This window comes from Streptomyces sp. NPDC048600 (assembly GCF_055587025.1).
This window is the reverse complement of record NZ_JBVJGZ010000003.1, coordinates 274,440-296,012: the sequence shown is the minus strand read 5'-3', so window position 1 is coordinate 296,012 and position 21,573 is coordinate 274,440. Positions and strand designations below refer to the sequence as shown.

Below are 21,573 nucleotides of genomic sequence, written 5' to 3'. Positions count from 1 at the left end.
TTCGTCGCGGCACTCCCGTGTATGTCCGGGACATGCATCGGCGCCGAGGCCCGTGGGCTTGTCGGCGCCGTGCGACGTCATCCAGAGAAACAGGCTCGAGGGGCGTCCGCAATGACCCCTTTTACTAGTTGTGGTCGCATCCGTGAGGCAGGTCCCCCCTGTGACCTGCCTCTCAAAGCCCAGGTCAGAGCATGTTATGGCATGCTCATGATGTCCTAGTTTGTCTACTATGGGGCTTCGTTGGTGACTTGGGTCATGTGGGGTGCTTCACCGGCTCTGTGACCCCTGGTGCGCGGCCCTTCACCCACCGGGGCCGCGGAACGTGACCTGGGCCTCGAAAGCGGCTCTGCGGGTGGCTCGGCGAAGGGCCTTGAGGAGGGTGGGGCCGAGGGTGACGGTGAGGACGATCGTGCACAGGGCGCGGCCCAGGTCCCAGCCGAGTGAGGTGGCCAGGCAGAAGGCGAGGAAACGGACGAGGTTCGAGGCGGGGCCCGCGCCGGGGTCCATGGCGATGGTCGTCGTCTCGGGGCTCATGAAGGTCCAGCCCGCCATGTTCATGAGCGTGCCGTAGCCGAAGGAGGCCACGAAGCCGTACACCGTCAGCATCAGGATCTCGGCCCGGCCGCGCAGCCGGTCCGTGCCCGGCAGCAGGCCCGCGCCCATCGTGAACCAGCCCGCGATGAGCATCTGGTACGGCAGCCAGGGGCCCACCCCGCCCGTCAGCAGGCCCGAGGCGAACATCGTCACGCAGCCCAGGACGAAGCCGAAGCCCGGGCCGAGGACCCTCCCGCTGAGCAGCATCAGGAAGAACATCGGCTCGATGCCCGCCGTGCCCGCGCCGATCGGCCGCAGGGCGGCACCCGCGGCCGCCAGCATGCCGAGCATCGCGACGGCCTTGGGGCCGAGGCCCGACTCCGCGATCGTCGCCGCGACCACCGGGACCAGCAGTGCCAGCACGCCCGCGAACAGCCAGGGCGCGTCCTGGGCGTGGGCCACCGCCGAGGCCTCGGGAGGGGCGAAGAAGGGCCAGGTCAGCGAGGCCACGCCGACGGCGCTCACCAGCGCGAGGGACGCCTTCGAGCGGGGGCCGAGGCGGACCGCTCGGGCCTGGCGGGCGGCATCCGGGGCCGGCCCCGCCCCGGTCTTCTCGGTCTTCAGGGTCTTGCCGGTCTTCAGGGTCTTCAGGGTGGGGATCATCCGAGGGCCCTTCTCACCTGGGCCACGGTCAGCCATTTCTGCGGGGCGAGGATCTTCGCCACCTGGGGCGCGTAGGAAGGGGAGGAGGTCACCACGTCCTGGGCCGGGCCGTCCGCGATCACCTCTCCGTCGGCCAGCATGACGACCCGGTGGGCCAGCTCGGCCGCCAGTTCCACATCGTGCGTGGCCAGCACGATCGCGTGACCCTCGGCCGCGAGGCCGCGCAGCAGGGTGACCAGGCGGGCCTTGGCCGCGTAGTCCAGACCCCGGGTCGGCTCGTCCAGCAGGAGCAGGGGCGGGCGGGCCGTGAGGATCACCGCCAGTGCCAGGGAGAGCCGCTGGCCCTCGGAGAGGTCGCGGGGATGGGTCTCGTCCGCGACACCCGGCAGCAGCTGGGACACCAGCGCGCGGCAGTTGCCCGGCTCGGCCCCGGCGTCCTGGTCCGCCTGCGCGCACTCGCCCGCGACCGTGTCGGCGTAGAGGAGGTCGCGCGGTTCCTGGGGGACCAGGCCGACCCGGCGGACCAGCTCGCGCGGCGGTGTGCGGTGCGGGACGGCCCCGCCGGTGCGGACCGTGCCCGACTCGGGCTCGACCAGGCCGACCAGCGCGGAGAGCAGCGTCGACTTCCCGGCGCCGTTGCGGCCCATCAGGGCGATGGTCTCGCCCGGGGTGACGGTGAGGTCGACCTCGCGCAGGGCGGGGACGCGGCCGCGGCGCACGGCCAGGGAGCGGACCTCGGCGACGGGCCCGCCCGGGGAGGCGGGGCCGGCTTCGGGTGTCCGCGCGGTGGCCACGGTGGTGGCGGTGGAGGCGCTCCGGCGCCCGGCGAAGAGGCGGCGGAGGCGGCCGGGGGCCGGGACCGTCGGCGCGGGGAGCGCCGCTTCGGGCCTGGGCACGCGGAACTCCCGCGGCTCCGCCGGATCCTCCACGACCGCGTACGGGTCCTGGTCGCGCAGCCGTTCGCGCAGGCCGCCCGCCCTGCGCCGGGCGTCGCGGACCGTCAGCGGCAACGGCGACCAGCCCGCCGCCCGGCCGAGGCCCACGACCGGCGGGAAGACGGGGGAGAGGGCCATGACCTCCGCCGGGGTGCCGAGGACCGGCGGGGCACCGGGGGAAGGGAGCAGCAGCACGCGGTCGGCGTAGTGGACGACCCGTTCCAGGCGGTGCTCGGCCATCAGGACCGTCGTGCCCAGATCGTGCACCAGGCGCTGGAGGACCGCGAGGACCTCCTCCGCCGCCGCCGGGTCCAGCGCCGAGGTCGGCTCGTCGAGGACGAGGACGCCCGGGTGTGCCGTGAGCACCGAGCCGATGGCGACCCGCTGCTGCTGCCCGCCGGACAGGGTGGCCAGCGGACGGTCCCGCAGCGGGGCCAGGCCCAGCAGGTCCAGCGTCTCCTCCACCCGGCGGCGCATCACGTCCGGGGCGAGGCCCAACGACTCCACACCGTAGGCGAGTTCCTCCTCCACCGTGTCCGTCACGAAGTGGGACAGCGGGTCCTGGCCGACCGTACCGACCACGTCCGCGAGGTCGCGCGGCCTGTGCGTACGGGTGTCGCGGCCCGCCACCGTGACCCGGCCGCGCAGGGTGCCGCCGGTGAAGTGCGGGACCAGGCCGCCGACCGCGCCCAGGAGCGTGGACTTGCCGACGCCCGACGGGCCCACCAGCAGGACGAGTTCGCCCTCCGGAACCTCGAAGTCGACGCCCCGCACCGAGGGTTCGGCAGCGCCCTCGTAGGCGACGGAGACATCCTCGAAGCGGATCACGACGGCTCCTTCGGGGACTTCGGGGACTTCGGCGGGTTCGGGGGGTTCGGCGGGTTCGGGGGAGGCGTGACGAACGCCGGGAGCAGGCCCAGCAGGCAGGCCGCCGCGGGCCAGAGGGGCAGCTCGGGGGCGATCAGCGGGATCACTCCGGGCTTCAGGGTGCCGGGCAGGCGGACCGCCGCGACGGACATCAGCGCCGCCACCGCCGCGCCCGAGCCCGCGACCAGCCAGGCGCGCGTGTCCCAGCGGTCGGGGCGGTAGCGGGTGCGCGGCGTGCGGCGGCCGCCCAGCCAGAGTCCGGCGACCGCGGCACCGAGCCCGGCGACCAGCACGGCCGCACCATAGCTGCCGCCCGCCGCCGTGAGCAGGCCGTACATCCCCGCGCACACGCCCAGCAGTCCGGCGACCGTCAGCGCCGTCGTCGTACGGCGGACCGCGACGGGGACCTGGACCGTACGGCCGTATCCGCGCGAGTCCATCGCGGCGGCGAGGGCGACGGAACGCTCCAACGCGCCCTCCAGCACCGGCAGTCCGACATGCAGCAGTCCGCGGACGCCGCGGTCCGGACGGCCGCGCAGCCGGCGCGCGGCCCGCAGGCGCTGCACGTCGGCGATCAGGTTCGGGGCGAAGGTGAGCGCCACGACGACGGCGACACCGGTCTCGTACAGCGCGCCCGGCAGCGACTTCAGCAGCCGGGACGGGTTGGCGAGGGCGTTCGCGGCGCCGACGCAGATCAGCAGCGCGGCCAGCCGCAGGGCGTCGTAGAGCGCCCAGACCAGGCCCTCGGCGGTCACCTTGCCGCCCAGGCGGATGCCCTGTGCCCAGTCGGGCAGCGGCACTTCGGGGAGTCCGAGCAGGACCGTCGTGCCCGGGATCGGTGAGCCGAGGAACACCGCGAACAGCAGCCGGATGCCGATCACGGCGAGCGCGAGCTTGGCGAAGGCGCCGTAGGAACGGGCCCAGGGGGCGTCGGGGCGGCGGGCCGCGACGACATAGCCGGAGACGGCGACGAGCAGGGCGAGCAGCAGGGGGTTGGTGGTGCGGGTGGCCGCGGTGCCCAGTCCCAGGGCCCACAGCCACCACGCACCGGGGTGGAGCGCGGTGGCCGTCCGGTCAGGCACGGCGGCGTGCCTGCCAGAGTCCGGCGGCGCCGAGCAGGACGACCACGCCGACACCGGCGACGAGCCCGAGGGACGGGCCGTCGTCCTCGGTCCGGCCGGCGGTGGTCCCGTTCCCGTCCTTCGCCTCGGCGGCGGGTCCGTCCCCGCCCGACACCTGCTCGCCGCAGCCCTGGCGCGGGTATCCGCTGATGGCGCAGAGCAGGGCGTTGGTGTCGTAGCGCAGGGGCTTGGCGACGGCGGCGAGGGCCTCGGCGGTCGTCGCGTCCGGCTCGACGCTCGCGCACACCGTGCGGGCGGGCGGCGGCCGTTCGCCGGACGGGGCGTCCCCGGGGGTGCCGAAGTCGAGGACCAGCGCGACGCGCTTCCTGCCCTCCCGCGCCGGGGTGTCCGCGCAGACCGTGGCGAAGTCGGCCTCGCCGCGCGGCTGGTCGGCGTCCTGGGAGTCCTCGCTGACCGCGAACCGGAAGCCCTGGAGGTCGCCGTCCGAGGGGCGGGCCGTGGCCGGGCCCTGGGTGGCGTAGACCCAGCGGGCGCCGTCGCGGTCCCAGAAGGACCAGTAGCGGTAGCCGGTGGCGTGGGCGGACTGGGCCGCGACGGTGAGGGTGAGCAGCAGCGCGGCCAGGAAGGCCGGGACGAACCGGGCCTTCCCGGACGGCTGGAGGGACCGCAGGGTCACGGCCGGGGCTTCCGGCGGGCGCTGATCAGGAAGCCGATGCCGATGCCGCCGACCAGGCCGACGCCGACGATCCACCAGACGCTGACGCCCTCGTCGTCCTCGTCCTTCTTGTTGTTCTCGGGGTCCCCGTCGATCGTCGCGCCGTCGGGGGACTGGCTCGCCTCCGCGGGGGCCGGGCCGGTCGCGTTCAGCAGGGCGACCAGGTCCTTGCCGCCGAAGGCGCGCGGGTCGATGCCGCCGGCCTGGGCGGCGAGGACGAGCTGCGCGTAGGCGGCGGGACCGCTCTGCGCGGCCCAGGTCAGGGCGTTGGACTCCAGCCAGTGCGCGGAGGCCGCGGCCTGCTCGCCGAAGCCGGCGGCGGCCAGGGCGATCACCGCGTCGGCGGTGTTGCCGAAGTCGGGCTGGTCCTCGGCGCCGGGCATCGAGGACATCAGGTGCTTGTCCTCGGCCAGGGCACCGGCGAGGTAGGAGGCTCCGTTGGCGGCGGCCCGCTCGCGGTCGCCGGGCTTCGCGCAGGAGGGCGAGGCCTTGTCGTCGGTGGCGTTCGTCCCGGCCAGGGCCTCGCCGAGGGAGCCCATGACGGCGGCGGCGGTCGCGTCGGCGTTGGCGAACAGCTTGCCGCTCTTGTCGGGCTGGTAGGCGAAGGCGCCCGCGTCCTTGCCCGCGCAGGGCAGGGCGAGCGTGAGCAGGGCGTCGTAGGGGGACTTGCCGGCCTTCACGACCTTGTCGGGCTGCTCGCCCGCGGCGACCAGGGCGCCGATCACGACGGAGGTGGAGTTGGCGTCGCTGGCGCCGCCGGGGTTGTAGCCCCAGCCGCCGTCCTTGTTCTGGACCGACTTCAGCCAGGCGACGGCCTTGTCCGCGACCTTCTCCTCGCCGCCGGTGGCGGTGAGGGCCTGGACAGCGGCGGCCGTGGCGTTGGTGTCCAGCATCGTCTTGGCGTCGCAGGCCTTCGCCGGGTCGGGGCGGTAGGAGGCGAACGCGCCGTTCGCGCAGGCCTGTCCGGCCAGCCAGTCGACCGCCTTCGTGGCGGGGACCACGTTCTGCTCAGTCTGCGCGAGGAGCGTCAGCGACTGCCGCCAGACACCGTCGTAGGTCGGGTCGCCGGTGCCGTACAGGCCGTCGGGGAGCTGCGCCGACGGCGACGGCGAGGGGGCGGCGACGGCGGGCACGGCGGCACCGAGTACGGCGACGGCTGCGGCCAGGGCCGCTGCGCTGCGGCGGACGATCATGATCGGAGGGTGCCTCTCCCCTAGGGGAGCCGGGCAGCACGGGACGACCCCGGGCGGCTCGGCCCCGTATACCTCGACGGTGCCGTGCGGCGGCGGCTGCCGACGCGCGTGAGCCGGTCACGATTCCGTTGCGGGGCAGTCCGGCTCGCAGGTTTTCCTGCTCACGGTTGCGGGTCAGCGCCGGATTTGCACCGGCTTCCCCCCGTACGGGTGTGATGACGACGCCGTCACTTTACCGGCCCGTGGGCGGGTGGCCATGGGGCGCCTGTCACACCGCCACGTAGGCCACGGGAGTGCTGCCCGGCACGGCCTCCGCCCGACCCTGTTTCACCAGTCGGCGCAGGTGGGCCTCGGCCTCGGAGACGGCGATGGTGCGGGAGCCGTAGGGGATCTCGGACCAGGGCCGGTTCCAGTCCATGCGCTCGGCGAGCTGCCATGGGGTGAGGGGCGCGGTGAGGAGGGAGAGCAGGCCGGTGAGGCGTCGGTCGTGGTGGGTGAGGAGCTGGTGCACGCGGCCGGCCGCGTCGGTGAACGGGTGCTGGTGGGCCGGGAGGACCTCGGCGGGGGAGAGGCGGGCCACGCGCTCCAGGGAGTCGAGGTAGTCGCCGAGCGGGTCGGTGACGGTGGTGTCGTCGGGGTCCTCGTAGAGGCCGATGTGCGGGGAGATCCCGGGCAGCAGGTGGTCGCCGGAGAACAGACGCCCGTGCCCCTCCCTCAGCGCGGGGTGCCGCTCCTCCAGGTGCAGGCAGACATGGCCGGGGGTGTGCCCCGGGGTCCAGATCGCGCGCAGGCGGCGGCCGGGCAGGGGGAGGAGGTCGCCGGGGACGATCTCGCGGTCGGGCAGGGCCGGTGCGAGGCCGGGGAGCGGGCCGCGCGCCTTGCGCAGGGGCGCCACATGGGCCTCCGGGGCGCCCGCCGCGGCCAGTTTGGCGGCCATGTAGGCGTACCAGTGCCCGGGGCTGCTCTCGCGCGTGCGGCGTACGACCGCGGCGTCGGCCGCGTGCATCGCGATAAAGGCGCCGGACGCCTCCCGCACCTTGCCGGACAGGCCGTGGTGGTCGGGGTGGTGATGGGTGACGACGACGCCGTGCACCTCCTCGACGGACGTCCCGCAGGCGGCGAGCCCCTCGCCGAGCGCGTCCCAGGACGCGGGGTCGTCCCAGCCGGTGTCGACCAGGACCGGGCCCCGGTCGGTGTCGACGACGTACACCAGCGTGTGCCCCAGCGGGTTGTCGGGGATCGGCACCTCGACGCCCCGTACGCCACCGCCGTGATCGACCACTCCCGCCATCGGCTCTCCCCCGCTCGACCGGACGTCCGGGACACCGCACAGGGGCCTCCCCGCGCCCTAGTCCACTATAGCCAGAACTGATGATCCGTCAGATAGTCATGCCATCCGATCCGCCGGCGCGGACGGGGGTGCCCGCGCGCCCCGTCAACGTATGCGCCTGTTTCTGGCATCTTGCTGCAAAAGTAGTGAAGTACGGCAGATAGGGATGTTGTGATGACGCTGCATGGACCCCGGGCCGTCACATCGAGGCGTGCACCCGGCCGCCCGGCCGGCCTCGGACGCGCCGCCGGAGCGACCCTGACCGCAGCCGCACTGCTCTGCGGGTGCAGCGCGCTGAAGCCCTACACGCCACCTCGGCCCGTGACGAAGGACTCCCTGACGTTCTACGTCAGCCCGGACGGCGACGACGACAACGACGGCCTGTCCCCCAAGTCCGCCTGGCGCACGCTGAAGAGGGCGGACGAGGTGTCGTTCGAGCCGGGCGACCGGCTGCGGCTCCAGGGCGGCCGACGCCTGGCGGGAGAGCTGACCATCGGACCGGAGGAGGCCGGCAGCGTCCGCGAGCCCGTCGTGATCGACTCCTACGGTGCCGGGAAGGCCACGATCGCCACGCGCGGGACGGCGGGCATCGCGGTGCACAACACCAGCGGAGTGGAGATCCGGAACCTGGCGATCACCGGCGACTCCGCCTCCCGCCGCCACGAGGACGGCATCAGGTTCTTCAACGACCTCGACGAGCGCAGGCGGCTGGCGCACGTGCGGATCTCCGGCGTCGACGTCTCCCGGTTCCGCAACGGCATCAGCATCGCCGCCGCCGCGGGTTCCCTGGGATTCCGCGACGTCACCGTCACCGACTCCGCGACACACCACAACCAGAACGCCGGACTGGTCACCGTGGGACCGCGCTTCGAGGCCGACGACCCCGACTACGCGCACCAGAAGGTCACGATCACGAGGGTCCGGGCGTACGCGAACTCCGGCGACCCCAAGGAGCACGACCGCAACACCGGGAGCGGCATGGTCCTGGGCAGCATCCGGCAGGCCGTCGTCCAGCGGTCCGCGGCCTACGACAACGGCGCGAAGTCCTCACCCCGGGCCGACGAGGGCCCCGAGGGCATCTGGACGTACGACTCGACGCGTGTGGTCATCCAGAACAACATGGCGTACCGCAACCGCACCGGATCGCAGGTCGACGGCGGCGGCTTCGGGCTGGACAACAACGTGTCCCACTCCGTGCTCCAGTACAACCTGGCCTACGGCAACGACGGCCCCGGCTTCCTGGTCTACTCGGGCGAACCGACCAACATGCACAAGGACAACACGGTCCGGTTCAACTACAGCTGGGACGACGCCCGCAAACTGCCCGTCTACGGCGGCATCGTGGCCTACGGAACCCGCCTGCGCGACCTGGACATCTACAACAACACCGTGCTCCAGCGGTCCCCCGAAGGAGGCGAGCGGGCACCGGCGCTGCGGCTGCGCGCGGGCATCAGGGACGTCACCATCCGCAACAACATCCTCGTCACGGACGGCGCGCCCGTCCTGGACTCCGACACCCTCTTCGGTCAGGACCGGGTCCGGATCCAGGGCAACGACTACTACAGCACGGGCCCGTGGAAGCTGGTCTGGGGCGACGACGTCTTCGCCGGGCTGGACGACTGGCGCGACTCGTCCGGCCAGGAGGAGCACCGCACCGTGGCCACCGGTTCGACCGAGGACCCCTGCCTCGTCGACGCCGCCGCCCCGGTGACCGACCGGGCCGGGGTCGGCAACCTCGTCGCCACCTGCGGGGGCCTGCTGGCGGGCGCGATGCCGCTGCGCTCCGTCGGCGTCGACCCGGGCCCCGTCGACTACTTCGGGGAGCGGCTGAGCACCACACCGCTGGTGGGCGCCGCCGCTCCGCCGCGTCCGGCCGACGGGTCACCCACCGCGCGGCCGAGGCCCGGGGCCTGATCCACCGCGCCCCGCGTCCGGTCCGGCCGCGGGGCGCGTTCCGCATCGGCCGCTACAGTGCGGCGGCAGCGAGAGTCGGCGCCGAGCGGCCGAGCGCGCGGACGGTCCAGCCGGCCGACCGCCACAGGCCGGCGTCGAGGTTGTTGCGGGCGTCGAGCAGCCGTGGGCTGCGCACCACCCGGGCCATCTTGTCCGGGTCGAGCTCCCGGTAGCTGTCCCACTCGGTCAGATGCAGCACGACGTCCGCGCCCGCGCAGGCCACCGCCGGCTCGTTCTCGTAGCGCAGCTCGGGGTGGGCCAGCCGGGCGTTGTGGATGCCCTCCGGGTCATGGACCCGGACCTCGGCGCCCTCACCGTGGACGGCGGCGGCCACCGCGAGGGCGGGCGAGTCCCGTACGTCGTCGCTGTTCGGCTTGAAGGTGGCGCCGAGGACCGCGATCCGCCGCCCGGTGAGGCACCCGCCCGCCAGCTCGCGGGCGATGTCGACCGTACGCCGGCGCTGGCGGAGGTTGATGTCGTCGACACCGCCGAGGAAACTCAGCGCCTCCCCGACACCCAGTTCCTCGGCCCGCGCGGCGAACGCCCGGATGTCCTTGGGCAGGCAGCCGCCCCCGAAGCCGAGGCCCGCCCGCAGGAAGCGGCGCCCGATACGGGAGTCGTGGCCGAGCGCGTCGGCGAGAGTGACCACGTCGGCGCCTGCCGCGTCACAGATCTCCGCCATCGCGTTGATGAACGAGATCTTGGTGGCGAGAAAGGAGTTGGCCGAGACCTTGACCAGCTCCGCGGTCGCCGGGTCGGTGCTCAGATACGGGATCCGCGCCGCCAGCATCGGGGCGTACACCTCGCGCAGGGTGCGATCGGCGCGCGCCGAGGTGACGCCGACGACGATCCGGTCGGGCCGCAGGGTGTCCTCCACCGCGAAGCCCTCACGCAGGAACTCCGGGTTCCAGGCGAGCTCGACGTCCCGGGCCGTCGCGAGCCGGGCCGAGAGACGGGCCGTCGTTCCCACCGGCACCGTGGACTTGCCCACGATCAGGCAGGGGTCCTCCAGATGGTCGGCGAGACCGTCGACGACACTGTCGACGTGACGCATGTCGGCGGCGCCCGAATCGGCGCGCTGAGGCGTGCCGACGCAGATGAAGTGCACCTCGCCGAAGCGCGCCGCCTCCTCGAGCGAGGTGGTGAACCGCAGCCGCTTCGAGGCCAGTGCGCGCGTCAGTACCTCGTCGAGGCCGGGCTCGAAGAAGGGCGGTCTGCCCTCGGTGAGGGCTCTGATCTTCTCGACGTCGACATCGACGCCGAGGACCTCGTGCCCGATGTCCGCCATGCACGCGGCGTGCACGGCACCGAGGTATCCCGTCCCGATGACGGTCATGCGCATGAGAGTGCTCCTGTCGTGCGTAGCTGTCAGCCGGCCGCGTAGCCGGCGGGATTGAGTTCCTGGAAGCGCCAGGCGTCCTGGCACATGACGCCGAGATCACGCTTCGCGGTCCAGCCCCAGGCCGCGGCCACCGCGCGGGGATCGGCGACGAGCTCGGCGACATCGCCCGCCCGTCGTCCGGTCACCTCGTAGGGGACGGGGCGTCCGCAGGCGCGTGCGAAGGCGTTGACGAGGTCGAGAACCGACGACCCCACACCCGTGCCGAGGTTGAAGACCCGCATTCCCTTCTCGTCGTCGAGGTGCTCCAGCGCGCAGCGGTGACCCTCGGCCACGTCCATCACATGGATGTAGTCACGGACACCGGTCCCGTCCGGGGTCGGGTAGTCGTCGCCGAAGACACTGAGCCGCTCGCGGCGGCCGACGGCGACCTGGGCCAGGTACGGCATGATGTTGTTCGGGATGCCCCGGGGGTCTTCGCCGAGCAGCCCGCAGGGGTGGGCGCCGACCGGGTTGAAGTACCGGAGCGCCAGCACGCTCAGCTCGGGCAGGCGGCGGCACATGTCGGCCAGCAGTTGCTCGCAGATCCACTTCGTGGAGGCGTAGGGGTTGGTCGGCGCGGCCGGATCCGTCTCCGTCAGCGGCACCTTGGTCGCGTCGCCGTAGATCGAGCACGACGAGGAGAACACCAGCCGGTTGACACCGTGCGCCTGCATGGCCGACAGCAGGGCGGTCGTCCCGCCCACGTTGATGTCGTAGTAGGTGACCGGGATCTCGACGGACTCGCCCACCGCCTTCTTCGCCGCGAAGTGGATCACCGCGTCGACGGGGTGCGCCTTGAAGACGGCGTCCAGCGCACTCCGGTCCCGCAGGTCGGCCCGGTAGGCGGTGACGGGGCGGCCGGCGATCTTCGCGACCCGTTCCAGCGCCTCGGGCGCGCTGTTGGAGTGGTCGTCCACGACGACGACCTCGTGTCCGTGCTCCAGGAGTTCCACGCAGGTGTGGCTGCCGATGAAACCGGCGCCGCCGGTGACCAGGACTGTCATGGGAGACATGCAGGATCCCTTCGCGGGAGTTCTGAGGGGTGGGGGACGGCCGGGCCGGGGTCACCAGGCGAAGAGGCCGGCCGCGTAGACGGGGAACAGCCCCACGGCGAGCGCGAGCGGCAGCAGGGCGAGCAGTCCCAGGAACATGGGCAGACGGGCCGTCGTCAGGGCCCGGAACCACGAGACGCCCGCGCCGCGGGCCATCCCGCCGACGTGGAGCGCAGTGACGGCGAGGGAGACCAGGGCGTACGTGAAGGAGCCCAGGATGCACAGGAACACATAGCCCGCCGCGGGGCCGGTCAGCTCACCGATCACGGCACAGACCGACAACGTGGTCGTGATGATCAGAAACGGCGCGACGAGCCTCAGCGGGAGCCGCTCCAGCCCGTCCGCGGACTTGGGCGTCACCTTGAAGACCACCGGCCTGGGCCGGAGCCTCTGCCACACCGCCGCGGCCACGCCCCAGGCGACGAACGGCCAGCGCGAGAGGCTGAACAGCACGCTCTCCCAGCTCACCACGGGAGCCTTGACCGGCCGGAGCAGGCCGCGTCTGCGCACCAGCACGATGAGCAGCATCATGCACGCGGACAACACCCAGTAGTGCGCCAGGAAGGACAGGTAGTTCACGTTCATCCACGGCAGCCCGGTGACCGCCGCGACGGGGGGCAGAGCGATGCCGGCCACCGTGGTCAGGGCGAGGAGCGGGTAGTACAGCAACGCGAACGCGAACCTCACGCGCAGCGCGCCCCGCATACGGCCGAGGTGGCGGGGCAGCAGACCGAGGAGCATCACCGCGAGGCTGCGGGACCACTGGAACTCCTGTGTGACCATGGCCCCGAACGTGATGGGGCCCTCGCCGTGCGCCTCGGCGTCGATCGCGAACGCCCCGTGCCAGCCGGCCGAGTTCATCAGGAACGTCGTCGAGAAGTCCTCGGCGAGCTCGGGCCCGACACCGCCGATGTCCCGCAGCGCCTCGGTACGCACCGTGTAGTGGGAGCCGATGCACATGGGGGCCAGACCGGCACTGTGACCCAGTTGCACCGCTCCGTGGAAGACGGCCTCCCGGTGCAGCCGGCCCCGGACCGACCAGGAGACCCCGGCGTTGGAGTCGCACACGCTGGGCGCCGCCACATATCCGATGGCCGGGTCGGCGAACGGCCGCACCATCTCCCGGAGATACGTGGGAGCCGGCACGTGGTCGCAGTCCAACTGGGCCACGACGTCGTAGCGTTCGTAGCCCCAGTGGTCGTAGAAGAAGGCGAGGTTGCCCTCTTTGCAGCGGGTGCGGCGGGGCCAGGTCGCGCGGTGGTAGTCGGGCCGGTCCCGGCGGCACGAGACACCCACACCCTGGGCGGCGCACCAGTGGAGGATCTCGTCGGTGGGGTCCTCGTCGCACAGCCACACGTCGTAGCTGTGGGGGAAGTCCTGGCGGAGCATCGCCTCCAGCGTCGCGCGGGCGATCTCCCACGGTTCCGAAGGGGCGCGGGTGACGACGAACCCGGTGCGCAGCCGGGGCACCGCGATCCGCGGATCGAAGCGGCGCAGCCGGACGACCGTGAGGAAGAAGTACAGGGGCAGCAGCACGAGGTAGAGCAGCAGCGCGCTGTTGACGCTCAGGCCGAACCAGCCGGCCCGGTGCTCGGGCCGCAGCCACCAGACCCAGAACGCGACCAGCCCGGCCAGCCAGCCGAGGGTGAGGAGGGCGACCTTCGTCCGGTCCGCCCAGCGGAACTGACGGACGAAACTGTCCGGCCGGGTGGGGAGTTCACGGGGTGGCCGGGAGAACACCGGGCCGTCGGCGGAGATCCCGGCGACGGCGCCCAGGGACAGCTCGCGGATCTGGTCCTGGAGCGGGTCCCCGGATCTGGGTCTGCCCGGAACGAGCAGACCGGTGGCTGAGGCCTCGTCCACGAGGCCGGGCTCCGTCGAAGACATGTGAGCGCGCTCCGAAGTGTGCGGGGTGGCGGCGCGTCGTCCTCACGGCCGCCCGGTCGGGGAGCAGCCGGCGGAGCGGGCCACGGGGTGCCGTGCCCTGCCCGGCCGGTAGTGAAGGGGGAGGAGAGGCGGGAAGAGGGGCTCGGAGCGGCGCGGGGCGTCGCGGAGCGGACCGGGCGGTCCTCAGAAGGGGGCGGCGGCGGAGGCCGGGGCGTCCGAGAGGGGTTCCGGCGCGGCCTCGGTGCGGCGCTCGGGAAGCGCGGCGGCCGGTTCTCCCGGGCGGAGCGCCGGCACGGCGGCGAGGTATCCGGCAGGCAGCGGGGTGCTCTCGTCCTGGCCGCCGCGGATCGCGGCGGCAGCGGCGGAGAGCTCGGTGGGACGGGAGGCGAACCACTCGACCGTCCGGCGCAGCCCCTCCTCGACGCCGACCTCGGGCGTCCAGCCGAGCACTTCCCGCGCTCGGGTGATCACCGGACGGCGGCGGCAGGGATCGTCGACGGGCAGCGGGTGGTACTCGACCGGGGACGGCGAACCGGTGAGCTCGATCACCGTCTCGGCCAGTTCCGTGACGGTCTGCTCCACCGGATTTCCCAGATTGAAGGGGCCGAGTTCTCCGGAGTCGAGCAGCGCGAGGAGGCCTCGGACGAGGTCGTCGACATAGCAGAAGCTACGGGTCTGCTTTCCGTCGCCGTAAATGGTCAGCGGCTCGCCCATGAGGGCCTGGGTGATGAAGCTGGAGACCACCCGTCCGTCGTGCGGGCGCATCCGCGGGCCATAGGTGTTGAAGATGCGGGCGATTCCGGCATCGACGCCGTGGGTGCGGTGATAAGCCACGGAGACGGCCTCGGCGAATCGTTTCGATTCGTCGTAGACGCTGCGCGGTCCGACCGGATTGACGTTGCCCCAGTACGACTCGGCCTGGGGGTGGATCAGGGGGTCGCCGTAGACCTCGCTCGTCGACGCGAGAACGAAGCGGGCCCGCTTCTCCCGCGCGAGGCGCAGGGCGTTCTCGGTGCCCCTGCTGCCGACGGCGAGGGTTTCCAGCGGCTGTCGCAGGTAGTCGGGCGGCGAGGCGGGACTCGCCAGGTGGGCGACGGCGTCGACCCGGCCGGGGACCTCGGCGGTGACGCTGACATCGACGTGCATGAATTCAAATGCCGGGTCGTGCATCAGATGTTCGACGTTCCTGGGGTCGCCTGTCGACAAGTTGTCCAGGCAGACCACTTGATCCCCGCGCCTCAGCAGGGCATCGCAGAGATGCGAGCCGAGAAAGCCGCTGCCTCCGGTCACTACAACGCGCATGTGTTTCTCCAGGGAAGGGGGTCTGGAAAGCCACGCACCTCTCTCCCCTTGTCTGCCGTTGACGCACGTGTCGCCGGGAAGAGATCAGCTCTCGAGAATGCAGGACGATCATACGGACGGAAGTGGGATATTCCGGGTATCGGATTTGGGACTCCACCGTTTGGCGGAGGGGGTGTGGCCTGGTGGTCGGGGGTTCTTGGGGGCTCCGCGCTTGTGCGGCCGGGGGTGCTCGGGGGTTCCGGGCCTGTGCGGTCGGAGGTGCTCGGGGGTTCCGTGTCGGTGGGGAGCGCTTCCAGGCTTCGCGTCCGTCGGCCTGCCGGTCCGTCGGCCCTTCTGCCTGTCGGCCTGTCGGCCTGCCGGTCCGTAGGTCCGGCCCTCCGTCCCGCCCCGGCGGTCGCCCTCTCTTGCGCTGCAGCTCCCTGGCTTACTGCAACTAGAACTGGTATCAGTTTCTGATGCGTCGTCAGAACTGACTGCTCGGGGAGGCGTTCGGCCGTGACGGAGATCGTGGAGCATGGACAGCTGTTCATCGGCGGGGAGTTGACCGACCCGCTCGGACAGGACGTCATCGAGGTGATCTCGCCGCACACGGAGGAGGTCATCGGGCGGGTGCCGCACGCCTCGGCCGCGGACGTGGACCGCGCGGTCGCCCTGGCGCGGCGGGCGTTCGACGAAGGGCCCTGGCCGCGGCTGCCGTTGGAGGAGCGGATCGCCGTCGTCAGCCGGATCAAGGACGGCGTCGCCGCCCGGCACGAGCAGATCGCGCGGGTGATCTCCGCGGAGAACGGGTCGCCGTACTCCTGGAGCGTGCTCGCGCAGGCGCTCGGCGCGATGATGGTGTGGGACGCGGCGATCACGGTCGCGCGGGGGTTCACCCACGAGGAGCGGCGCGACGGTGTGCTCGGGCGCATCATGGTGCGGCGCGAGCCGGTCGGGGTGGTCGCGGCCGTGGTGCCCTGGAACGTCCCGCAGTTCGTCGCCGCCGCCAAGCTGGCTCCCGCGCTGCTGGCCGGCTGCCCGGTGATCCTCAAGCCCTCGCCGGAGTCGCCGCTGGACGCGTATCTGCTCGGCGAGATCGCCCGCGAGGCCGGGCTGCCCGAGGGCGTGCTGTCGATCCTGCCCGCCGACCGGGAGGTCAGCGAGTACCTCGTCGGGCACCCCGGGGTGGACAAGGTCTCCTTCACCGGGTCGGTCGCGGCGGGCAAGCGGGTGATGGAGGTGGCCGCGCGCCGCCTGACGAGGGTGACGCTGGAACTGGGCGGCAAGTCGGCGGCCGTGGTGCTGCCGGACGCCGACGTGGCGACGGCCGTCGCGGGCATCGTCCCGGCCGCGTGGATGAACAACGGCCAGGCGTGTGTGGCCCAGACCCGCATCCTGCTGCCGCGCTCACGCTACGAGGAGTTCGCCGAGGCCTTCGCGGCGGCGGCCGGCGCCCTCGTCGTAGGCGACCCGCTGGACCCCGCGACCCAGGTCGGCCCGCTGGTGGCGCGACGCCAGCAGCAGCGAAGCCTCGACTACATCCGGATCGGCCAGGAGGAGGGCGCCAAGATCCTCACCGGCGGCGGGCGGCCGCCCGGCCTGGACCGTGGCTGGTACGTCGAGCCGACCCTCTTCGGCGACGTCGACAACTCCATGCGGATCGCCCGCGAGGAGATCTTCGGCCCGGTGATCTGTCTGCTGCCCTACGGCGACGAGGCCGACGCGGTCCGCATCGCGAACGACTCGGAGTACGGGCTGAGCGGCAGCGTGTGGACGGCGGACGTCGAGCGGGGCATCGAGATCGCCCGCCGCGTCCGCACCGGCACCTACTCCGTCAACACCTTCAGCCTCGACATGCTCGGGCCGTTCGGCGGCTACAAGAACAGCGGCATGGGGCGCGAGTTCGGCCCCGAGGGGTACGGCGCCTATCTGGAGCACAAGATGATCCATCTCCCGGCGGGGGCGTAGCCGCCATGGGCGACCGCTGGCACGTCGAGGTCGACCGCACCCTGTGCATCGGCTCGGCCCAGTGCGTCCACCGCGCGTCCCGCTCCTTCCGCCTGGACACCGCCCGTCAGTCCCGCCCCCTCACCCCCGACGTGGACGCCGACGAACTCGTCCTGGAAGCGGCGGAGAACTGCCCCGTGGAGGCGATCACGCTCACGCTGCTGGAAAGCGGAGAGGCGGTGTTCCCGCCGGAGGAGTAGGCGCGGCCCAAGCAGCCGAAAAAATCTTGACCTCAGGGGGTTCTGTCCGGCTCTGGGCGTTCTATCCTGAAATCAGCCTACGAGGCGAGTGAGGGAGTCCGAACCGGCGTAGCCGACTTCGGCGGGGAGCAGCGTATCCGCCGTTGCCGACGTCGACGGTCCGGGCTGAGAGGCCGGAAGGCAGCAGCAGGGCCGGAAGGCGACCCCCAGAACCTGATCCGGACCATACCGGCGAAGGGAACCCGTCTCGTAGGTCTTCTCGTGCGCTCAGTGCTCGGTGATCGGCGCTCAATAATCGGCGCTCGGCCGTCAGGCCTCGGCTCTCAGTCCTCGGTCGGTGCCGTCACGTCGATCAGGCGGCAGACCGTTTCGATGTCTATGCGGACCTGGGCGATGGAGGCACGGCCCGAGAGCCAGGTGATGAGGGCCGAGTGCCAGGTGTGCTCGATGACGCGGACGGCGGAGAGCTGGGCCGGGGTGGGGGAGTCGAGGCCCATCGCGTCGAGGATGATCGCCGTGGTCTGGCGGGAGACCTGGTCCACCTCGGGGGAGACGCTGCGGTCGGCGAAGGTGAGGGCGCGGACCATCGCGTCGGCGAGGTGGGGCTCGCGCTGCAGGGCGCGGAAGGCCCGCATCAGGGTCTCCGCCACCCGCTCGGCGGCGGTCTCGCCCGTCGGCGGCTTCTTCTTCAGCGTGCCGTGCATGTGCTCCAGCTGGTCCTGCATCGTGGCGACCAGCAGATGCACCTTGGAGGGGAAGTAGCGGTAGAGCGTGCCCAGGGCGACCTGGGAGGACTCGGCCACCTCGCGCATCTGCACGGCGTCGAAACCGCCCCGGCTGGCCAGCTGGGCGCTCGCGTGCAGGATGCGCCGGCGCCGCGCCCGCTGCCGCTCGGTCAGCGGCGCCGACGCCTGGCGCGCGTCACCGGCTTCCACCTTGGCCGGCTTGGTTTCCGCAGGCATGGATCCCGTTCCGTGACAGTCGGTGAGGAGGGGTGGGAGAAGGAGTGATCGGAGGCAGCATGCCAGGCTTCGGCCGTGGCGTGAATCACCTGATCCACTTCTCACAGCAGGGCTACCTGCCGGTAGATTCGGATCCTCTTGAACGATCAAGTCTGTAACTTGTTCTAGATTAGCGTCCCGCGTAATCTCGCGGCACAGTGCAGGCAGAAGGGGGCCCAGGGTGACCGCTGAGGCCAGTCAGGCGGGCCCCTCGGCGGGGCCCGCGGCAGACGGCGAGCGACCGCTCCGTATCGCCCTCCTCACGTACAAGGGAAACCCGTTCTGCGGCGGCCAGGGTGTCTACGCCCGCCACCTCTCGCGTGAGCTCGCCCGCCTCGGTCACAGCGTCGAGGTCATCGGCGCCCAGCCCTACCCCGTCCTCGACGAGGGCGTGCCGCTCACCGAGCTGCCCAGCCTCGACCTTTACCGCCAGCCCGACCCCTTCCGCACCCCGGGCCGCGGCGAGTACCGCGACTGGATCGACGCCCTCGAGGTCGGGACCATGTGGACCGGCGGCTTCCCCGAGCCGCTGACCTTCTCCCTGCGCGCCCGCCGCCATCTGCGCGCCCGCCGCGGCGAGTTCGACGTCGTGCACGACAACCAGACCCTCGGCTACGGCCTGCTGGGCGACGTCGGCGCGCCGCTCGTCACCACGATCCACCACCCCATCACCGTCGACCGGCAGTTGGAGCTGGACGCCGCCGAGGGCCGGCAGCGGCGCTACTCGGTGCGGCGCTGGTACGCCTTCACCCGCATGCAGAAGCGCGTCGCCCGGCGCCTGCCCTCCGTGCTCACCGTCTCCGGCACCTCCCGCCAGGAGATCGTCGACCACCTCGGCGTACGGCAGGACCGTATCCACGTCGTCCACATCGGCGCCGACACCGACCTGTTCTCACCCGACCCCTCCGTGCCGCGCGTGCCCGGCCGGATCGTCACCACCTCCAGCGCGGACGTCCCGCTGAAGGGCCTGGTGTACCTCGTCGAGGCGCTGGCCAAGGTCCGGACCGAGCACCCCGGCGCCCATCTCGTCGTCGTCGGCAAGCGGCCCACGGAGGGCCCCGTCGCCACGGCCATCGAGCGCTACGGCCTCGAAGGCGCCGTCGAGTTCGTCAAGGGCATCTCCGACGCGGAACTCGTCGACCTCGTCCGCTCCGCGGAGGCGGCCTGCGTGCCGTCGCTCTACGAGGGCTTCTCCCTGCCGGCCGCCGAGGCCATGGCCACGGCCACGCCGCTGGTGGCGACGACCGGCGGTGCCATCCCGGAGGTCGCGGGCAAGGACGGCGAGACATGCCTCGCCGTACCGACCGGTGACGCGGGCGCCCTGGCCGCCGCGCTCGTACGGCTGCTGGACGACCCGGACCTCAGGACCCGGCTCGGCGCGGCGGGCCGCGAGCGCGTGCTGTCGAAGTTCACCTGGGCCCGCGCCGCCGAAGGCACGGCCGCCCGGTACCGCGAGGCCATCGCCCTCTCCCGCGCCGGGGTCCCTTCCACGGCCCCACAAGCAGAAGCAGTCTCGACCCCCGAAAGCAGGGCCACGTGCTGACCGTCGACTTCTCCCGGTTCCCGCTCGCCCCGGGCGACCGCGTCCTGGACCTCGGCTGCGGTGCCGGGCGGCACGCGTTCGAGTGCTACCGGCGCGGCGCGCAGGTCGTGGCGCTGGACCAGAACGGTGAGGAGATCCGCGAGGTCGCCAAGTGGTTCGCGGCGATGAAGGAGGCCGGGGAGGCGCCCGAGGGAGCCACCGCCACCGCGATGGAGGGCGACGCCCTCGCCCTTCCCTTCCCCGACGAGTCCTTCGACGTCGTGATCATCTCCGAGGTCATGGAGCACATCCCGGACGACAAGGGCGTCCTCGCCGAGATGGTCCGGGTGCTCAAGCCGGGCGGCCGGATCGCCATCACCGTGCCGCGCTACGGCCCCGAGAAGATCTGCTGGGCGCTCTCCGACGCCTACCACGAGGTCGAGGGCGGCCACATCCGCATCTACAAGGCGGACGAACTGCTCGGGAAGATCCGCGAGGCCGGGCTCAAGCCGTACGGCAGCCACCACGCGCACGCGCTGCACTCGCCGTACTGGTGGCTGAAGTGCGCCTTCGGCGTGGACAACGACAAGGCGCTGCCGGTGCGGGCGTACCACAAGCTGCTGGTCTGGGACATCATGAAGAAGCCGCTGGCCACGCGCGTCGCCGAGCAGGCGCTGAACCCGCTGATCGGCAAGAGCTTCGTGGCGTACGCGACCAAGCCGCACCTGCCGCGGGTCGCCGAGGGCACCGACATCACCGAGGCGGCCGGCAAGTGACGACTCCCCGGACGGAACACCTCGTCCTGCCCGGGGTCCTCACCGCCGAGCAGGCCGCCGCGACCGTCGCCGGCATCCTCGCCGTGCAGCGCGAGGACGGGGCGATCCCGTGGTTCCGCGGCCACCACCTCGACCCGTGGGACCACACCGAGGCCGCGATGGCCCTGGACACCGCCGGCGAGCACGAGGCCGCCGAGCGGGCCTACGACTGGCTCGCCCGGCACCAGAACGAGGACGGCTCCTGGTACGCGGCCTACGCGGACGGCGCGTTCGACGACGTCACCGACCGCGCGCGCGAGACCAACTTCGTCGCCTACATCGCCGTCGGCGTCTGGCACCACTACCTGTCCACCGGGGACGACCTCTTCCTGGACCGGATGTGGCCCACCGTCTACGCCGCGATCGAGTTCGTGCTGCGCCTCCAGCAGCCGGGCGGGCAGATCGGCTGGCGCCGCGACGACGACGGCACGCCGACCGCCGACGCGCTGCTCACCGGGTCCTCCTCCATCCACCAGGCCCTGCGCTGCGCGCTCGCCATCGCCGAGCAGCGTGAAGAGGCGCAACCGGACTGGGAGTTGGCCGTGGGCGCGCTGCGGCACGCCATCCGGCGGCATCCGGAGCGGTTCCTGGACAAGGGCCGTTACTCGATGGACTGGTACTACCCCGTGCTGGGCGGTGCGCTGACCGGGGCGGAGGCCAAGGCGCGCCTCGAGGAGAGCTGGGACACGTTCGTCGTGCCCGGTCTCGGGGTGCGGTGCGTGGTGCCCAACCCCTGGGTCACCGGGGGCGAGTCCTGCGAGCTGGCGTTGACGCTGTGGGCGACGGGGGAGTCCGACCGGGCGCTGGACGTGCTGAAGTCCGTTCAGCACCTCCGGGACGAGGAGAGCGGGCTGTACTGGACGGGGTACGTCTTCGACGACGACGCCATCTGGCCTCGTGAGCTGACGAGTTGGACGGCGGGGTCGTTGTTGCTGGCTGTCGCCGCGCTCGGGGGGCATGAGGCGACGTGTGCGGTGTTCTCCGGCGAGCGGTTGCCCTTCGGGCTGGATCCTGACTGCGGTAGCTGCCGCGGCTGAGGGGTTGTCGCTTCCGGGGGTGCGGCGGCCGGGGTGCGGGTTGTGGGGGCTTGTCGCGCAGTTCCCCGCGCCCCTAGGGCGGTTGTCCGGCGCGTCTCTGAGATCGTGCGCGGCGGTC

The 21,573-nt window shown here is 72.3% G+C and carries 17 protein-coding genes and 1 riboswitch; of the genes, 6 read left to right on the top strand and 11 right to left on the bottom strand.

The features are described from left to right. Window positions 1-300: 300 nt before the first annotated feature. From ACZ6SQ_RS05530 to ACZ6SQ_RS05505, 6 genes are all read right to left on the bottom strand, one after another. Window positions 301-1,197 carry an ECF transporter S component gene (locus tag ACZ6SQ_RS05530; RefSeq protein ID WP_469556979.1) on the bottom strand — a complete coding sequence of 299 codons (897 nt, stop codon included), beginning with the start codon at window positions 1,195-1,197 and terminating at the stop codon, window positions 301-303. Then, window positions 1,194-2,960 carry an ABC transporter ATP-binding protein gene (locus tag ACZ6SQ_RS05525; protein WP_469556978.1) on the bottom strand — a complete coding sequence of 589 codons (1,767 nt, stop codon included), beginning with the start codon at window positions 2,958-2,960 and terminating at the stop codon, window positions 1,194-1,196. The genes ACZ6SQ_RS05530 and ACZ6SQ_RS05525 overlap by 4 nt, the downstream gene beginning before the upstream one ends. Next, window positions 2,957-4,081: a CbiQ family ECF transporter T component gene (locus ACZ6SQ_RS05520; protein WP_469556976.1), complete on the bottom strand. Its 1,125-nt coding sequence runs from the start codon at window positions 4,079-4,081 to the stop codon at window positions 2,957-2,959. The genes ACZ6SQ_RS05525 and ACZ6SQ_RS05520 overlap by 4 nt, the downstream gene beginning before the upstream one ends. Beyond that, the gene (locus ACZ6SQ_RS05515; protein ID WP_469556974.1) at window positions 4,074-4,757 is read right to left on the bottom strand and encodes an SCO2322 family protein; all 684 of its coding nucleotides are present in this window, start codon (window positions 4,755-4,757) and stop codon (window positions 4,074-4,076) included. The genes ACZ6SQ_RS05520 and ACZ6SQ_RS05515 overlap by 8 nt, the downstream gene beginning before the upstream one ends. Further along, window positions 4,754-5,989, bottom strand: a complete 1,236-nt coding sequence (locus tag ACZ6SQ_RS05510; RefSeq protein ID WP_469556972.1) for a prenyltransferase/squalene oxidase repeat-containing protein — start codon at window positions 5,987-5,989, stop codon at window positions 4,754-4,756. The genes ACZ6SQ_RS05515 and ACZ6SQ_RS05510 overlap by 4 nt, the downstream gene beginning before the upstream one ends. 112 nt (window positions 5,990-6,101) lie before the next feature. Beyond that, window positions 6,102-6,225, bottom strand: a riboswitch (cobalamin riboswitch). Between the two features lie 32 nt (window positions 6,226-6,257). Beyond that, the gene (locus ACZ6SQ_RS05505) at window positions 6,258-7,280 is read right to left on the bottom strand and encodes an MBL fold metallo-hydrolase (protein ID WP_469556970.1); all 1,023 of its coding nucleotides are present in this window, start codon (window positions 7,278-7,280) and stop codon (window positions 6,258-6,260) included. Window positions 7,281-7,640: 360 nt separating this feature from the next. Here ACZ6SQ_RS05505 and ACZ6SQ_RS05500 point away from each other — a divergent pair, with 360 nt between their 5' ends. Next, window positions 7,641-9,233, top strand: coding sequence for a right-handed parallel beta-helix repeat-containing protein (locus ACZ6SQ_RS05500; RefSeq protein ID WP_469556968.1), 1,593 nt, complete (start codon window positions 7,641-7,643; stop codon window positions 9,231-9,233). Window positions 9,234-9,285: 52 nt separating this feature from the next. On the opposite strand, the gene ACZ6SQ_RS05495 is transcribed toward ACZ6SQ_RS05500, so the two are convergent. The 4 genes from ACZ6SQ_RS05495 to ACZ6SQ_RS05480 all read right to left on the bottom strand — a co-directional run bounded on the left by ACZ6SQ_RS05495 (window position 9,286) and on the right by ACZ6SQ_RS05480 (window position 14,894). Further along, complete coding sequence (locus ACZ6SQ_RS05495; protein WP_469557212.1) at window positions 9,286-10,608, bottom strand: UDP-glucose dehydrogenase family protein; 1,323 nt, start codon at window positions 10,606-10,608, stop codon at window positions 9,286-9,288. Window positions 10,609-10,640: 32 nt separating this feature from the next. Further along, window positions 10,641-11,666 (bottom strand): UDP-glucose 4-epimerase GalE, encoded by a 1,026-nt coding sequence (galE, locus tag ACZ6SQ_RS05490; protein WP_469556966.1) that lies wholly within the window; start codon window positions 11,664-11,666, stop codon window positions 10,641-10,643. Between the two features lie 51 nt (window positions 11,667-11,717). Further along, window positions 11,718-13,592 carry a glycosyltransferase family 2 protein gene (locus ACZ6SQ_RS05485; protein ID WP_469556964.1) on the bottom strand — a complete coding sequence of 625 codons (1,875 nt, stop codon included), beginning with the start codon at window positions 13,590-13,592 and terminating at the stop codon, window positions 11,718-11,720. Between the two features lie 183 nt (window positions 13,593-13,775). Then, window positions 13,776-14,894 carry a UDP-glucuronic acid decarboxylase family protein gene (locus ACZ6SQ_RS05480; protein WP_469556962.1) on the bottom strand — a complete coding sequence of 373 codons (1,119 nt, stop codon included), beginning with the start codon at window positions 14,892-14,894 and terminating at the stop codon, window positions 13,776-13,778. Between the two features lie 495 nt (window positions 14,895-15,389). Between ACZ6SQ_RS05480 and ACZ6SQ_RS05475 the strand changes: the two genes are divergently transcribed. Both ACZ6SQ_RS05475 and ACZ6SQ_RS05470 read left to right on the top strand, forming a co-directional pair. Next, complete coding sequence (locus tag ACZ6SQ_RS05475; protein ID WP_469556961.1) at window positions 15,390-16,841, top strand: aldehyde dehydrogenase; 1,452 nt, start codon at window positions 15,390-15,392, stop codon at window positions 16,839-16,841. Between the two features lie 5 nt (window positions 16,842-16,846). Further along, window positions 16,847-17,080 (top strand): ferredoxin, encoded by a 234-nt coding sequence (locus tag ACZ6SQ_RS05470; protein ID WP_469556959.1) that lies wholly within the window; start codon window positions 16,847-16,849, stop codon window positions 17,078-17,080. A gap of 323 nt (window positions 17,081-17,403) precedes the next feature. On the opposite strand, the gene ACZ6SQ_RS05465 is transcribed toward ACZ6SQ_RS05470, so the two are convergent. Continuing rightward, the gene (locus ACZ6SQ_RS05465) at window positions 17,404-18,042 is read right to left on the bottom strand and encodes a TetR family transcriptional regulator (RefSeq protein ID WP_469556957.1); all 639 of its coding nucleotides are present in this window, start codon (window positions 18,040-18,042) and stop codon (window positions 17,404-17,406) included. 220 nt (window positions 18,043-18,262) lie between these two features. Between ACZ6SQ_RS05465 and ACZ6SQ_RS05460 the strand changes: the two genes are divergently transcribed. The 3 genes from ACZ6SQ_RS05460 to ACZ6SQ_RS05450 are packed head-to-tail and all read left to right on the top strand — an operon-like array spanning window position 18,263 to window position 21,455. Further along, window positions 18,263-19,624 (top strand): glycosyltransferase family 4 protein, encoded by a 1,362-nt coding sequence (locus tag ACZ6SQ_RS05460; protein ID WP_469556955.1) that lies wholly within the window; start codon window positions 18,263-18,265, stop codon window positions 19,622-19,624. Continuing rightward, on the top strand, window positions 19,618-20,379 hold the full coding sequence (locus tag ACZ6SQ_RS05455; protein WP_469556954.1) for a class I SAM-dependent methyltransferase: 762 nt from the start codon (window positions 19,618-19,620) through the stop codon (window positions 20,377-20,379). Before ACZ6SQ_RS05460 ends, ACZ6SQ_RS05455 begins: the two co-directional genes overlap by 7 nt. Further along, on the top strand, window positions 20,376-21,455 hold the full coding sequence (locus ACZ6SQ_RS05450; RefSeq protein WP_469556952.1) for a prenyltransferase/squalene oxidase repeat-containing protein: 1,080 nt from the start codon (window positions 20,376-20,378) through the stop codon (window positions 21,453-21,455). The genes ACZ6SQ_RS05455 and ACZ6SQ_RS05450 overlap by 4 nt, the downstream gene beginning before the upstream one ends. Window positions 21,456-21,573 lie beyond the last annotated feature (118 nt).